The following is a 12103-nucleotide window of genomic DNA, read 5'->3' as shown; positions in this document are numbered from 1 at the left end:
AATGGAGATCGAAGCAAACTCGCTGCATGCGACTACTTCGACCGAAATCCCTAAGATAGACGAGAAGGAACTTGGGCGCGCTTTGCCAGAAAGCAAGCCGACCGGCCCGCAGGATTGCTGGCAAACCATTGATTTTAGCCGCCTTGTTCGAACCCACTGACTGCAGACCTTTCCCCATGAACCGCCGTTTCAACGCCGTCACCTTGCTCGAGGCCACAGAGGGCTCTCCCACCCTCGCCAGTCTGGCTGCGCGTGCCCGCGAGGCGGGAGAGCGCCTGGCGGCGGTGCAGGACCTGATCCCCCCGGAGATGCGTGCCGGCGTCAAGGCCGGCCCCGCGGAAGGGGATGTCTGGTGCATGCTGGTCTACGGGAGCGCGGCTGCCGCCAAGCTTCGCCAGCTGGCGCCGATCCTTCAGGCGCGGCTGAAATCCCGCGGATGGGACGTGGCGACGATCCGCATCAAGGTGCAATCGCGCCACTGAGCGCGGCACGCCTCAGAGTTGCGCGATCACCAACCCAAGCGTGAGCGCAACCGATGTACCGAAGATGACGAGGCCGACACGCCGGCGCCGATGGGTCAGCATCCAGAGCGCCACGCCCGAGATCGAAAGGAAGATCAAGCTGCCCGCCAGTGTGTCGACCAGGAGGATCCACGCGACCGGCATGCCGACGCCCTTGTGCAGATTGGCCAGCGTCGCAACGAAACCGTTGCTCGTGGTCGTGACGCCCACGGAACGATTGCCGCGCCAGTATTCGGCCTGCACGACCGCATCGGGACCGCCGAAATTGAAGATCCAGCGCTCCGGCTGCAGGAGCGGCTTCGCAGGCGCCGCATTGTCGGACGCGTCAGCTGCCGGGGTGCGCCTGCCCTTCTCGGTCCACGCCACAGGCTTCGCGGGCTCGGTGCGTGTGGAATTCGGCGGACCGCTCTGGCCCAGTGCCTCCTGCAACCACGCGGCCATTTCCTCCGCGGTTGCCGGTGCCGGTTCGGGCAAGGCCAACTGGGCATTGATGCGCTGCTGCGCCATCGGCAACTTGAGTACCGCGCGGTGGTTCAGCCAGATGCCAGCGGTGCCGAAGATCAACCCCAGGATCGCGCCCCACAGGCCGAACCAGCCGTGAGTCTTGCGAATCCATTGCACCACCGTGGAGCGGCGCTGCTGCGAGCGCTTTCGAGCTTCGATGGAAATGGACGTGGCAATGTCGGTCACGCCCGGGTCTGCGACGGCGCTATCAAGGTGGTGCTGGATGGCGTTGTCCATATCGTAGGGCCGAGCCCGTCCCGTTGTCGGGAACTGGGGAGCGGAGCGATCCCCGGATAGTGATGGTGCCGCTTGTCGGAATCGAACTGACGACCTACCGCTTACAAGGCGGTTGCTCTACCAACTGAGCTAAAGCGGCGGAAAAAGGATTTTAGCGGCGCGGCATTTGCCGCATCGCTCATTTGATCCGCTTGAGCGAGGGCCGCGAGCCGCCACCGGCCGGCGGGCGCGGCGGATCCTCGGGATCGGCGGGCGTGCCGCTGGCCTCGACGGCTTCTTCCGCGCCTTCGCCGCTCACGAGATGAACGATCTTGCTGGCGTCGCCTTCGGTGCCACGGGACGCATCGCGCAATGGCGTGCGCGTGGCAGAGGACGAGGATGTTGCCGCAGCAGGTGCCGCGCCGCCATCAGCCTGCGCAGGAGCGGGTGCGGGAAAGGCCATCCCCTGCCCGTTCTCGCGCGCATAGATTGCGATCACGCGGCCCACGGGAACGCTGATCTCCCGAGCCGTGCCCGCAAAACGCGCCTTGAACTCGATGAAATCGTTGCCCAGCTTGAGCGAACTTGTCGCATCGAAGCTGATGTTCAACACGATCTCGCCGTTCTTGACGTATTCGCGCGGCACCTGAACGGTGTCGTCGACCTGCACCGCGACATAGGGCGTGAAGCCGTTGTCCGTGCACCATTCATACAGCGCCCGGATGAGATACGGGCGGGTGGAAGACGACTCGAGCGCGTTGATCATGGCCGGCTGCAGAGACTCACTTGCGCATGACCTTTTCGGACGGCGTCAGCGCTTCGATGTAGGCGGGGCGCGAGAAGATGCGCTCGGCATACTTCAGAAGCGGCGCAGCGTTCTTGCTCAGATCGATGCCGTAGTAGTCCAGGCGCCAGAGCAGCGGAGCGATCGCGACGTCGAGCATCGAGAAGTTGTCGCCCAGCATGTACTTGTTCTTCAGGAACACCGGTGCGAGCTGCGTCAGGCGATCGCGGATGTGCGAGCGCGCCTTTTCGAGCGCCTTTTCGTTGCCCTTGGACGTGCGGTTTTCCAGCGTCGACACGTGCACGAAGAGTTCCTTCTCGAAATTGAGCAGGAACAGGCGCACACGCGCGCGGTCGACCGGGTCGCCGGGCATCAGTTGCGGATGCGGAAAGCGCTCGTCGATGTACTCGTTGATGATGTTCGACTCGTACAGGATCAGGTCGCGTTCGACCAGGATTGGCACCTGGCCGTACGGGTTCATCACGCTGATGTCTTCAGGCTTGTTGTAGAGATCGACATCGCGAATCTCGAAATCCATGCCTTTCTCGAACAGCACGAATCGGCAGCGATGTGAAAAAGGGCAGGTCGTTCCCGAATACAAGACCATCATGGCGAAAGGCTCCTAAAAATCAAAAAGAGTGGATCGCGCTAGCAACCCACTCTGCGGGACCGGACGCCCGAGGCGCCCGATCGGCATCGAATTACTTGACGTCTTTCCAGTAAGAGGCATTCAAGCGCCATACAAAGACCACTGCCATGACAAGGAACAGCAGCACCCAGACGCCCACACGGATGCGGGTGTTCTGCGCCGGCTCTGCCATCCACTGCAAATAACTCACGAGGTCACCCATCGCCTGGTCATATTGCATGGGCGTCATGGTACCGGGACTGAGCTGCTCCCAGCCCTTGAATACCTCGGTTTCATGGCCGTGCGACTCGACCTTGTCGAAGATCGGGCGGCGTTCGCCTTGCAACTCCCACAAGACGTGCGGCATGGCGACAGCCGGGAACGCCAGGTTGTTCCAACCCGTTGCCTTCGTGTCGTCACGGTAGAACGTGCGCATGTAGGTGTACAGGTAGTCCGCGCCGGTGCCGCCGTGGCCGGCACGCGAACGTGCGACCAGCGTCAGGTCGGGCGGCACCGTGCCGAACCATTCCTTGGCCTGGCGGGGGTCGATATTGGCCTTCATGGTCTCGCCGACCTTGTCGGTCGCGAACAGCAGATTGTCCTTGATCTGCTGCTCCGAGATGCCAATGTCCTGCAGCCGGTTGTAGCGCATGAACGCCGCCGAGTGGCAGTTGAGGCAGTAGTTGACGAAGAGTTTGGCGCCGTTCTGCAGGGCGGCCAGGTCATTCGTCCGGTTCGGTGCCTTGTCCCAGGGAATCCCGCCTTCGGAGGCGTGTGCGCCAGTGACGATGCCAAGCGCTGCAATCAACGTGAGGATCAGTTTCTTCATTCTTGTGCTCTCCCGGTCAGTGCGCTGCGAAGGTCACGCGCTCAGGGACCGGCTTGAATTCACCGAGGCGGCTCCACCACGGCATCAACAGGAAGAAACCGAAATAGAACAGGGTACCGACTTGCGACACGCGCTCGCCGATCGGCGACGGCGGTTGCACGCCCAGATAGGCCAACACCACGAAGTTGATGACGAAGATGCCATACAGGTACTTGTGCCAGCCCGGACGATAGCGGATCGACTTGACCGGGCTGTGATCCAGCCAAGGCAGGAAGAACAGGATGATGACGGCGCCGCCCATGACGACCACACCCCAGAACTTGGCGTCGATCGACAGCATCAGGGCAGCAACGACGACCGCAGCGATCACGATCACGCCCTTGATGAGCGAAGGCAAACGCGCCTTCCAGACACCGAATGCCGCGGCACCCACCACGCAGGCGATGAGCGCATACATCATCTCGCTCGTGATGGCACGCAGCATCGAATAGAAGGGCGTGAAGTACCAGACCGGTGCGATGTGGTTCGGCGTCTTCAGCGAATCGGCCGGGATGAAGTTGTTGTACTCCAGGAAGTAGCCACCGGCTTCAGGCGCAAAGAAGATCACGGCCGAGAAGATGGTCAGGAAGACGACCACGCCGAAGATATCGTGCACCGTGTAGTACGGATGCGACGGGATGCCGTCCACCGGGTGACCATCGGGACCGCGATTGGCCTTGATCTCGATGCCGTCGGGATTGTTCGAGCCCACCTCGTGCAGCGCGATCAAGTGCGCGACGACGAGGCCGAGCAGCACCAGCGGCACGGCGATCACGTGGAAGCTGAAGAAGCGGTTGAGGGTGGCGTCGCTCACCACGTAGTCACCACGAATCAGCAGCGCGAGGTCCGGGCCCACGAAGGGGATGGCGGAGAACAGGTTCACGATCACCTGTGCGCCCCAGTAGCTCATCTGGCCCCAGGGAAGCAGGTAGCCCATGAAGGCTTCGGCCATCAGGCACAGGAAGATCGCGCAGCCGAAGATCCAGATCAGTTCGCGCGGCTTGCGGTAGCTGCCGTAGATCAGCCCGCGGAACATGTGCAGGTACACCACGATGAAGAAGGCGGAGGCCCCCGTCGAGTGCATGTAGCGGATGAGCCAGCCCCACGGCACGTCGCGCATGATGTACTCGACCGACGCGAACGCCAGCGAGGCATCGGGCTTGTAGTGCATCACCAGGAAGATGCCGGTCACGATCTGGATCACGAGGACCAGCATCGCGAGCGAACCGAAGATGTACCAGAAGTTGAAGTTCTTCGGTGCGTAGTACTTGCCCCACTGGTCGTTCCAGAGCTTGGTCAGCGGGAAACGGTTGTCGACCCAGTTGAGAGCCTTCTCGGCTGCGGGTGCATTGGGGGAGATTTCCTTGAATTCAGCCATGTCGTCCTTCTCCTCAAGCCTTCTTGTCGTCGCCGATCAGGAGGCGCGTGTCGGAGAGGTACATGTGCGGAGGCACCGGCAGATTGTCCGGCGCAGGCTTGTTCTTGAAGACGCGACCGGCCAGGTCGAAGGTCGATCCGTGGCACGGGCAGAGGAAGCCGCCCTCCCAGTTGTCGGGCAGCGAGGGCTGCGGGCCGGCCTGGAACTTGTCCGTCGGCGAGCAGCCGAGGTGCGTGCAGATGCCGACGACCACCAGGACTTCAGGCTTGATCGAGCGGTGCTCGTTGCGAGCGTATTCGGGAGTGAACTCGTCCGGATTGCGCTTGGAGAGCGGATCAGCGAGCTGGGCGTTGAGATTGGGAAGTTCGGCGACCTGGGCGGGAGAGCGCTTCAGGATCCACACGGGCTTGCCGCGCCATTCGACCGTCATCTTCTCGCCCACTTGCAGGCCGCTGATGTCGGCCTCGACCGGCGCACCGGCCGCCTTGGCCTTTTCGGAGGGCTGGAAGGAACTCACGAACGGGACGGCCACTGCCACCCCGCCCACTGCGCCCGCACAACCTGATGCGATCAACCAGGTCCGCTTGCTGGTGTCGATCCGGGGGCGGCCGGCGGTGCTGTCACTCATGGGGATCCTCAATGTTCTTCGCTAGGGTCTTGGGTCAACCAACGATTGTAGCGGAGCGTAAGAAGTGAATTCAACGTGACGCAGGCCCCTGGCGCAGGCATTCCGCGAGGCTGGCGCCGCAAGTCCGGCCTCTATACTCGACTGCGTTCAACAACCATCAGAGGGGGTACCCGACATGAGCTTTCTGAAGGAGTTCCGCGAATTTGCCGTCAAGGGCAACGTGATCGACCTCGCGGTCGGCGTGATCATCGGCGCTGCCTTTGCGAAGATCGTCGACTCCCTGGTGAGCGACATCATCATGCCGATCGTCGGCCTGGTGTTCGGCAAGCTCGATTTCTCGAACCTCTACATCGTGCTGGGACCAACACCTACAGGCGTTGCCAACAACCTGGCCGATCTCAAGAAGTCCGGAGCACCGGTGCTGGCATACGGCAATTTCATCACCATCGCCGTCAACTTCGTGATCCTGGCCTTCATCATTTTTCTGATGGTCAAGCAGATCAACAAGCTGAAGAAGTCCCAGGAGGCAGCCCCTCCGCCCGCTCCTCCCGAGGATGTCGTGCTGCTGCGCGAGATTCGAGACAGCCTCAAGCGCCCCTGACGGCGCCCGACAGCGACTTCGCCATTCTGACCGCCTCGACGAGGCTGGACGCGTCGGCCTGCCCCGTCCCTGCAATGTCGAACGCAGTCCCGTGATCGGGACTGGTGCGCACCAGGGGCAAGCCCAGCGTGACGTTCACACCCTTCTCCACGCCGAGGTACTTGACCGGGATCAAGCCCTGGTCGTGGTACATCGCGATCACCACATCGAACTCGCCGGCGGCGCCGGGCGCCTTGGCGCGGGCCCGCATGAAGATCGTGTCGGGGGCGTGAGGCCCGTCTGCATCGATGCCCTCGGCCCGCGCCGACGAGATGGCCGGCACGATGATGTCGCGCTCTTCCGATCCGAACAGGCCGCCCTCTCCCGCATGAGGATTGAGGCCCGCGACGCCGATCCTCGGCGCCCGCCCCAAGACGGCGGTGAGCGCACGGTGGGCGATCCGCAGCGTTTCGAGCACGCCATCGAAGGTCACGGCCTCGATTGCATTGCGCAGCGACATGTGAATGCTGACGAGCACGGTCCGAAGCTCGTCGTTGGCCAGCATCATGCGCACCGGCACATCAGCGACCGGACGACCAAGGTGTGCAGCGGCCTCGGCCTGCAGCAATTCGGTGTGGCCCGGAAAGGAAAAGCCTGCGGCCGATAACGCTTCCTTGTGCAGGGGCGCCGTCACGATCGCCGCGATCTCTCCGCGCAATGCCGCGCGTGCAGCCCAGACGACACAGTCGCCGGCCATGCGGCCCGCCGCGGCACTGATTTCGCCGACCGCGATCGTGCCTTCGGGCGGCTCGATCGCCTGCAGCACGGGGATGCACCCGGGCGGAACGCTGACAGCCTCCGTCGGCACCTCGATCGCCGCGACAGGCAGCGCGAGCATGCCGGGTGCCGCGAGCGCATGAGCAGCGCGCCTCACCGTGCCCACATCCCCGGCCACGAAGCACCCCGCCATCTCGCCGGCCGCGTTACGAAACGCCTTGACGATGATCTCGGGGCCGATGCCCGCCGGGTCGCCGAGTGTGACGGCGATGGGACGCTGGACGCTGCTCACGCCGGGTTGTCGATGTCGATGAACTCGTGCGCCAGGCCGAGTTGCGCGGCCACATGGCCCGCCACGGCCGGCGCGCCGTAGCGCTCGGTGGCGTGGTGTCCGCAAGCGAGAAAGGCAACACCCAGTTCGCGTGCGTAATGGGTCTGGGGCTCGGAAATTTCCCCGGTGATGAAGGCATCGGCTCCGGCCGCGATCGCGGCCTCGAAGTAGCTTTGCGCCCCCCCTGTACACCACGCGACGCTTCGGATCTGCCGAGGAAGGCCATCCACCAGCGTCACGGGCTTGCCGAGCGCCTTCTCCACATGAGTGGCCAGCGCCTTGGCGCTCGTGAAGGCTTCGCCGTTCTCGCGCCCCCCCATGAATCCGAGTTCCTGTTCGCCAAAACGGCCTGCAGAGCCCGCGCGGGCCACGAGCCCCAGCTTGGCTCCGAGTTGCGCGTTGTTGCCGAGCTCGGGATGCGCATCGAGCGGCAGGTGGTACGCGAAGAGATTGACGTCGTCGCCCAGCAGAAGGCCGAGGCGTTGGCGCATCCAACCCGTGACCCGGCCATCCTGGCCGCGCCAGAACAAGCCGTGATGAACGAAGATCGCATCGGCTTCCGCGCGAATGGCCGCCTCGATCAGCGCACGGCTTGCCGTGACGCCGGAGACGATCTTGCGCACCTTCGTGCGGCCTTCGACCTGCAGGCCATTGGGGCCGTAGTCCTTGAAACGCTCGGGAGCGAGCAGCAGGTCGAACGCGTGAAGAAGTTCGTGGCGGGTCGTGCTCATCCCGCCATTGTGGACCCGGCCGGCGCTGCCCGCATGGCATGGCCGCGCGACGCAAGGGGCAGCAGGCCGAGCACGAAGCCGAGCACGGCGAGGGCCGCAACGTAGTGCGCCGGCGCCATCGGATCCTTCTGCAGCCACAGCGTGAGGATGATGGGCGTGAGGCCGCCGAAGATGGCGTACGACATGTTGTACGCGAACGAAAGCCCCGAGAAGCGCACCGGCGCGGGGAACGCTCGCACGCCGGCGATCGGCACGGTCGCGATGGTGCCGACGAACAGGCCCACCAGGCCGTAGTGCCAGACCAGCGAGGTCGGCGTTCCGGGCAGGCTCGTGTAGAAGAGATAGGTCGTGACGACCAGCCCACCCCAGCCGATCAGCATCACCGCCCGCGTACCGATGCGGTCGCAAGCCCACCCCACCAGGATGCAGCCCAGCGTCAGCATCAGCGTTGCGACTGCGTTCGCCTCCAATGCGAGGGTCGCCGGAATGTGGTGCACCTTCTGCAGGTAGGTCGGCGTGAAGAGCACGACCACCACGATCGCGGCCGAGAGCACCCAGGTCAGCAGTCCGACGAACACGCTGGCGCCGCGGTGCTCGCGCAGGATTGTCTTGAGCGGGAGTTCGCGCGCCACGCTGCGACGATCCGCGAGTTCCTGGAAGACAGGCGTCTCATGCAGGAAGCGGCGCAGATAGACAGACACCAGGCCGAACACGCCGCCAAGGATGAACGGAATGCGCCACGCAAAGTCACTGACCTCGGCCGGCGTGTAGTGCTTGTTGATGGCGACGGCGACCAGCGAACCCAGCAGGATGCCGCCCGTGATGCCCGAAGTCAGCGTGCCGATGCCGAAGCCATAGCGGCGTGCCGGCACATGCTCGGCCACGAAAACCCAGGCGCCTGGCATCTCGCCGCCGATCGCCGCGCCCTGCAGCACGCGCATCGCCAGCAGAAGCAGCGGCGCCGCCACGCCGATGCTGGCGTAGGTCGGCAACAAGCCGATCACCAGCGTGGGCGCCGCCATCAGGAAGATCGACAGCGTGAACATGCGCTTGCGCCCCAGCAGGTCGCCGAAATGCGCGATCACGATGCCGCCCAGGGGCCGCGCGAGATAGCCGGCGGCGAAGATGCCGAAGGTCTGCAGCTGTCGCAGCCAGTCCGGCATGTCGGCCGGAAAGAACAGCGCCCCGAGCACGGTTGCGAAGAACACGTAGATGACGAAGTCGTAGAACTCGAGCGTGCCTCCGAGCGCCGACAAGGCGAGCGTCTTGTAGTCTCGGGCGCCGAGCGTGCGCGGGGGTGTCGATGGCGCGGAAACGCCATCGCCAAGGGCTGATGCAGTCATGGGCATACGTCAAAGCGGAACGGTGGGACGAGGCGCTTCGGCGATCCGAAGCCCGTGGGCTCTTGCGTAAGCGGCCTGTCGCTGCGGGTCTCGTGCGCGCCACACCGGAAACAGGCCCTGTAGGGCATCCGGCTGCAAGTCCTTCCATTTTAAGGGTTTCCCCTTAACCCACCCTGCCAGTCTGGATCAGGCCCGCGCTCCGGTCGCTGGGGGCGGACGGCCCGGGCTTCGGGACCGTTGAGGGACAATCGGGTCTCTGACGCTCAGATCGCCTGAAGCGCTTTGGCCCAACGTCCTCTTCACCTTCTAAATGAAACGCACCTGGCTGCTGTTTGCCCAAGCCGTAACGGTCCTGCTCGCGGCCTATTTCGTCGTCGCGACCCTCAAGCCCGAGTGGCTCAATCGGCGGGGCTCGCTCGGCGGCGTCGTGGCGGTCATCGAAGCGCCAGCCGCGGGTCCGGCCACGATCGCCCCGGGCAGCCTGAGCGCCGCCGCCAAGAAGGCGTCGCCTGCCGTGGTCAGCATCAACACCAGCAAGGCGGCGCAGCTTTCTCCGCGCAGCAACGATCCGTGGTTTCGCTTCTTCTTCGGTGACCAGGGAGCGGACCAGCCCCAGGTCGGACTGGGCAGCGGCGTCATCGTGAGCGCCGACGGCTACATCCTCACCAACAACCACGTCGTGGAAGGCGCCGACGAAATCGACGTCACGCTCAACGACAGCCGGCACGCGCGCGGCAAGGTGATCGGCACCGACCCCGATACGGATCTGGCCGTGCTCAAGATCGAGCTCGACAAGCTGCCGGTGATCGTGCTCGGCAATTCGGACTCGCTTCAGGTAGGCGACCAGGTGCTCGCCATCGGCAACCCCTTCGGCGTCGGCCAGACCGTGACGAGCGGCATCGTGTCCGCACTCGGGCGCAACCAGCTCGGCATCAACACCTTCGAGAACTTCATCCAGACCGATGCGGCGATCAACCCCGGCAATTCGGGCGGCGCGCTGATCGACGTCAACGGCAACCTCGAAGGCATCAACACCGCGATCTATTCCCGCTCCGGCGGCAGCATGGGCATCGGCTTTGCCATTCCGGTCTCGACCGCCAAGCAAGTGCTAGAAGACATCGTGAAGGCAGGCAAGGTCACGCGAGGCTGGATCGGCGTGGAGCCCAACGACCTCTCCCCCGAACTCGCGGAAACCTTCGGCGTCAAGGCCGACGCTGGCGTGATCATCACGGGCGTGCTGCAGAACGGCCCGGCCGCCAAGGCCGGCGTCCGCCCCGGCGACGTGATCACCGGCGTGGGCGAAAAGAGCATCGGCAACGTGCAGGAACTCCTGACCGCCGTGGCCGGACTCAAGCCGGGCAGCGCGGCGCGCTTTGCGCTGCAGCGCGGCAGCGACAAGCTGGAACTCGACGTCACGCCGGGCCTGCGGCCCCGGTCACCGGTTCGGCGCGTGCCCAACCCGACTGAGTAGGCAGCGCCCCCGAGGGGGCGTTCAGGACTGGGCGGAATCCGCGCTTTCTTCCGGCACCTTGGTGTGCTTCGCGAAGTAGCGCGCACCGATAATGCCGACCTCGTACAGCAGGCACATCGGAATCGCCAGCGCGAGCTGCGAAACGACGTCCGGCGGCGTCAGCACCGCCGCCACGACGAATGCGACCACGATGAAATAGCCGCGGAAGGATTTCAGCTTCTCGATGGTGACCATCTCGAAACGCACGAGCAGCATCACCACGATCGGCACCTGGAAGGCCACGCCGAACGCGATGTAGAGCGACAGGATCGCCTCCACGTAGGACGAGATATCAGGCGTGGCATTCACCGACGGAGGTGTGAACTTCTGTATGAAGCCGAACATCTTGTCCAGCACGAAGAACTGCACGAAGGCGATGCCGCCATAGGCCAGCAGGCTACCGAAGAAGATCAACGGCAACGCGAATTTCTTTTCGTGGCTGTAGAGGCCTGGTGCCACGAACATCCAGCATTGGTACATGAGCCAGGGCAGCGCCAGCAGCACGGCCGTCATGCCCAGTACCTTCAGCGGCACGAAGAATGGCGAGAACACGCCGATGGCGATCAGCTTCGCATCGGGCGGCATGTGGGCCCGGATCGGCACCGCGATCATGTCGATCAGACCGGCGGGGCCCGGCCAGATGGCGAGCAGGATGCCGGCCACGACGAGGCCGTAGACGCAGTAGAGCAGGCGATCCCGCAGCTCCATCAGGTGCTGGACGAAAGGCTGCTCGGTACCGGCCAGTTCGTCTTCTTTGTTCTTGTCGGTGGGGTCGGCCATGTGGGGACGCTGCGGGCAGGAAATGGATGCGCGCTGGGCGCAACCGGATCGGCGTTGCGGCTAGTTGATTTTGTGAGGACGGTAACGGGCCACGCGCGCTGCGCCTGAGAGCGCCTTGGTGCGCACGCCGTTGCGCGCCTTGTACCACTGCGGGGTGGCGCCCTGCTTCAGGCGCCAGTTCTTGCGCGGGTGCTTGTATTCAGGATAGGCAGGCGTCGGCTCCGCCAGTTCGGAGAGCGTCTGGCCACTTTCGGAGAACTGCTTTTCGAAGTCGCTGGCGCCCGACTGGATGCTTTGCTCGACATCACGGGCAGCGTCCTGCACGGTGTCCTTCATCTTGCGCAGCTCGTCGAGGTCCATCGAGCGATTGACCTCGGCCTTGACGTCGTTCACGTACCGCTGCGCCTTGCCAAGCAAGGTGCCGACGGTGCGGGCCACGCGCGGCAGCTTTTCCGGCCCGATGACGATCAGCGCAACTGCGCCGATCAGCGCGAGTTTCGAGATGCCGAGGTCGATCACGGATG

Annotated in this window: 15 protein-coding genes and 1 tRNA gene; 4 read left to right on the top strand and 12 right to left on the bottom strand. The window is 64.2% G+C overall.

Translation table 11 applies throughout. The features are described from left to right. Position 1 precedes the first annotated feature (1 nt). Together QTH90_RS20190 and QTH90_RS20185 are read left to right on the top strand one after the other, a co-directional pair. Complete coding sequence (locus tag QTH90_RS20190; protein ID WP_286666358.1) at positions 2-160, top strand: hypothetical protein; 159 nt, start codon at positions 2-4, stop codon at positions 158-160. 16 nt (positions 161-176) lie between these two features. Next, entirely contained in the window at positions 177-482 is a 306-nt protein-coding gene (locus QTH90_RS20185; RefSeq protein ID WP_286666357.1) for a hypothetical protein, read from the top strand. A gap of 12 nt (positions 483-494) precedes the next feature. Here QTH90_RS20185 and QTH90_RS20180 read toward each other — a convergent pair whose 3' ends face one another. The 7 genes from QTH90_RS20180 to petA form a co-directional block, all read right to left on the bottom strand. After that, entirely contained in the window at positions 495-1262 is a 768-nt protein-coding gene (locus tag QTH90_RS20180) for a PepSY-associated TM helix domain-containing protein (RefSeq protein WP_286666356.1), read from the bottom strand. A 63-nt stretch (positions 1263-1325) separates the two neighbouring features. Next, positions 1326-1401 (bottom strand) — tRNA-Thr (locus QTH90_RS20175). A 39-nt stretch (positions 1402-1440) separates the two neighbouring features. Next, entirely contained in the window at positions 1441-2007 is a 567-nt protein-coding gene (locus tag QTH90_RS20170; protein ID WP_286666355.1) for a ClpXP protease specificity-enhancing factor, read from the bottom strand. Positions 2008-2023: 16 nt separating this feature from the next. Further along, a complete protein-coding gene (locus QTH90_RS20165) occupies positions 2024-2635 on the bottom strand; it encodes a glutathione S-transferase N-terminal domain-containing protein (protein ID WP_286567597.1) in 612 nt (203 codons plus the stop codon). A gap of 91 nt (positions 2636-2726) precedes the next feature. Next, positions 2727-3482 carry a cytochrome c1 gene (locus QTH90_RS20160; RefSeq protein WP_286666354.1) on the bottom strand — a complete coding sequence of 252 codons (756 nt, stop codon included), beginning with the start codon at positions 3480-3482 and terminating at the stop codon, positions 2727-2729. Between the two features lie 16 nt (positions 3483-3498). Next, positions 3499-4899, bottom strand: a complete 1401-nt coding sequence (locus QTH90_RS20155) for a cytochrome b (RefSeq protein WP_286666353.1) — start codon at positions 4897-4899, stop codon at positions 3499-3501. 13 nt (positions 4900-4912) lie between these two features. After that, complete coding sequence (petA, locus tag QTH90_RS20150; protein ID WP_286666352.1) at positions 4913-5527, bottom strand: ubiquinol-cytochrome c reductase iron-sulfur subunit; 615 nt, start codon at positions 5525-5527, stop codon at positions 4913-4915. Between the two features lie 175 nt (positions 5528-5702). On the opposite strand from petA, the gene mscL reads away from it, so the two are divergent. Then, the gene (gene mscL, locus QTH90_RS20145; protein ID WP_286666351.1) at positions 5703-6128 is read left to right on the top strand and encodes a large conductance mechanosensitive channel protein MscL; all 426 of its coding nucleotides are present in this window, start codon (positions 5703-5705) and stop codon (positions 6126-6128) included. Here the strand turns inward: mscL and pdxA are convergent. From pdxA to QTH90_RS20130, 3 genes are read right to left on the bottom strand one after another with little or no spacing between them, the layout of a single operon-like run. Next, positions 6115-7176: a 4-hydroxythreonine-4-phosphate dehydrogenase PdxA gene (gene pdxA, locus QTH90_RS20140; RefSeq protein WP_286666350.1), complete on the bottom strand. Its 1062-nt coding sequence runs from the start codon at positions 7174-7176 to the stop codon at positions 6115-6117. The two genes, mscL and pdxA, sit on opposite strands and share 14 nt — an antisense overlap. After that, a complete protein-coding gene (locus tag QTH90_RS20135; RefSeq protein WP_286666349.1) occupies positions 7173-7946 on the bottom strand; it encodes a Nif3-like dinuclear metal center hexameric protein in 774 nt (257 codons plus the stop codon). The genes pdxA and QTH90_RS20135 overlap by 4 nt, the downstream gene beginning before the upstream one ends. Continuing rightward, on the bottom strand, positions 7943-9289 hold the full coding sequence (locus QTH90_RS20130) for an MFS transporter (protein WP_286666348.1): 1347 nt from the start codon (positions 9287-9289) through the stop codon (positions 7943-7945). Before QTH90_RS20130 ends, QTH90_RS20135 begins: the two co-directional genes overlap by 4 nt. Before the next feature lie 310 nt (positions 9290-9599). Between QTH90_RS20130 and QTH90_RS20125 the strand changes: the two genes are divergently transcribed. Continuing rightward, positions 9600-10760, top strand: a complete 1161-nt coding sequence (locus QTH90_RS20125; RefSeq protein ID WP_286666347.1) for a S1C family serine protease — start codon at positions 9600-9602, stop codon at positions 10758-10760. A 21-nt stretch (positions 10761-10781) separates the two neighbouring features. Here the strand turns inward: QTH90_RS20125 and tatC are convergent, their stop codons facing one another. Both tatC and tatB read right to left on the bottom strand, forming a co-directional pair. Then, positions 10782-11579 carry a twin-arginine translocase subunit TatC gene (gene tatC / locus QTH90_RS20120; protein ID WP_286666346.1) on the bottom strand — a complete coding sequence of 266 codons (798 nt, stop codon included), beginning with the start codon at positions 11577-11579 and terminating at the stop codon, positions 10782-10784. A gap of 60 nt (positions 11580-11639) precedes the next feature. After that, the gene (tatB, locus tag QTH90_RS20115; protein WP_286666344.1) at positions 11640-12098 is read right to left on the bottom strand and encodes a Sec-independent protein translocase protein TatB; all 459 of its coding nucleotides are present in this window, start codon (positions 12096-12098) and stop codon (positions 11640-11642) included. Between the last annotated feature and the right edge of the window lie 5 nt (positions 12099-12103).

The organism is Variovorax flavidus (genome assembly GCF_030317145.1).
Lineage (GTDB): Bacteria > Pseudomonadota > Gammaproteobacteria > Burkholderiales > Burkholderiaceae_C > Variovorax > Variovorax flavidus.
The sequence above is the reverse complement of the archived record's forward strand: the minus strand, read 5'-3'. Positions and strand labels throughout refer to the sequence as shown.

What these genes read in the sequence shown, in the direction of transcription:
- QTH90_RS20170 (WP_286666355.1), bottom strand. Translation starts at nt 2,007, where the DNA reads ATGATCAACGCGCTCGAGTCGTCTTCCACCCGCCCGTATCTCATCCGG.
- QTH90_RS20160 (WP_286666354.1), bottom strand. Translation starts at nt 3,482, where the DNA reads ATGAAGAAACTGATCCTCACGTTGATTGCAGCGCTTGGCATCGTCACT.
- QTH90_RS20135 (WP_286666349.1), bottom strand. Translation starts at nt 7,946, where the DNA reads ATGAGCACGACCCGCCACGAACTTCTTCACGCGTTCGACCTGCTGCTC.
- QTH90_RS20165 (WP_286567597.1), bottom strand. Translation starts at nt 2,635, where the DNA reads ATGATGGTCTTGTATTCGGGAACGACCTGCCCTTTTTCACATCGCTGC.
- QTH90_RS20155 (WP_286666353.1), bottom strand. Translation starts at nt 4,899, where the DNA reads ATGGCTGAATTCAAGGAAATCTCCCCCAATGCACCCGCAGCCGAGAAG.
- QTH90_RS20190 (WP_286666358.1), top strand. Translation starts at nt 2, where the DNA reads ATGGAGATCGAAGCAAACTCGCTGCATGCGACTACTTCGACCGAAATC.
- QTH90_RS20130 (WP_286666348.1), bottom strand. Translation starts at nt 9,289, where the DNA reads ATGACTGCATCAGCCCTTGGCGATGGCGTTTCCGCGCCATCGACACCC.
- QTH90_RS20185 (WP_286666357.1), top strand. Translation starts at nt 177, where the DNA reads ATGAACCGCCGTTTCAACGCCGTCACCTTGCTCGAGGCCACAGAGGGC.
- tatC (WP_286666346.1), bottom strand. Translation starts at nt 11,579, where the DNA reads ATGGCCGACCCCACCGACAAGAACAAAGAAGACGAACTGGCCGGTACC.
- mscL (WP_286666351.1), top strand. Translation starts at nt 5,703, where the DNA reads ATGAGCTTTCTGAAGGAGTTCCGCGAATTTGCCGTCAAGGGCAACGTG.
- petA (WP_286666352.1), bottom strand. Translation starts at nt 5,527, where the DNA reads ATGAGTGACAGCACCGCCGGCCGCCCCCGGATCGACACCAGCAAGCGG.
- QTH90_RS20180 (WP_286666356.1), bottom strand. Translation starts at nt 1,262, where the DNA reads ATGGACAACGCCATCCAGCACCACCTTGATAGCGCCGTCGCAGACCCG.
- QTH90_RS20125 (WP_286666347.1), top strand. Translation starts at nt 9,600, where the DNA reads ATGAAACGCACCTGGCTGCTGTTTGCCCAAGCCGTAACGGTCCTGCTC.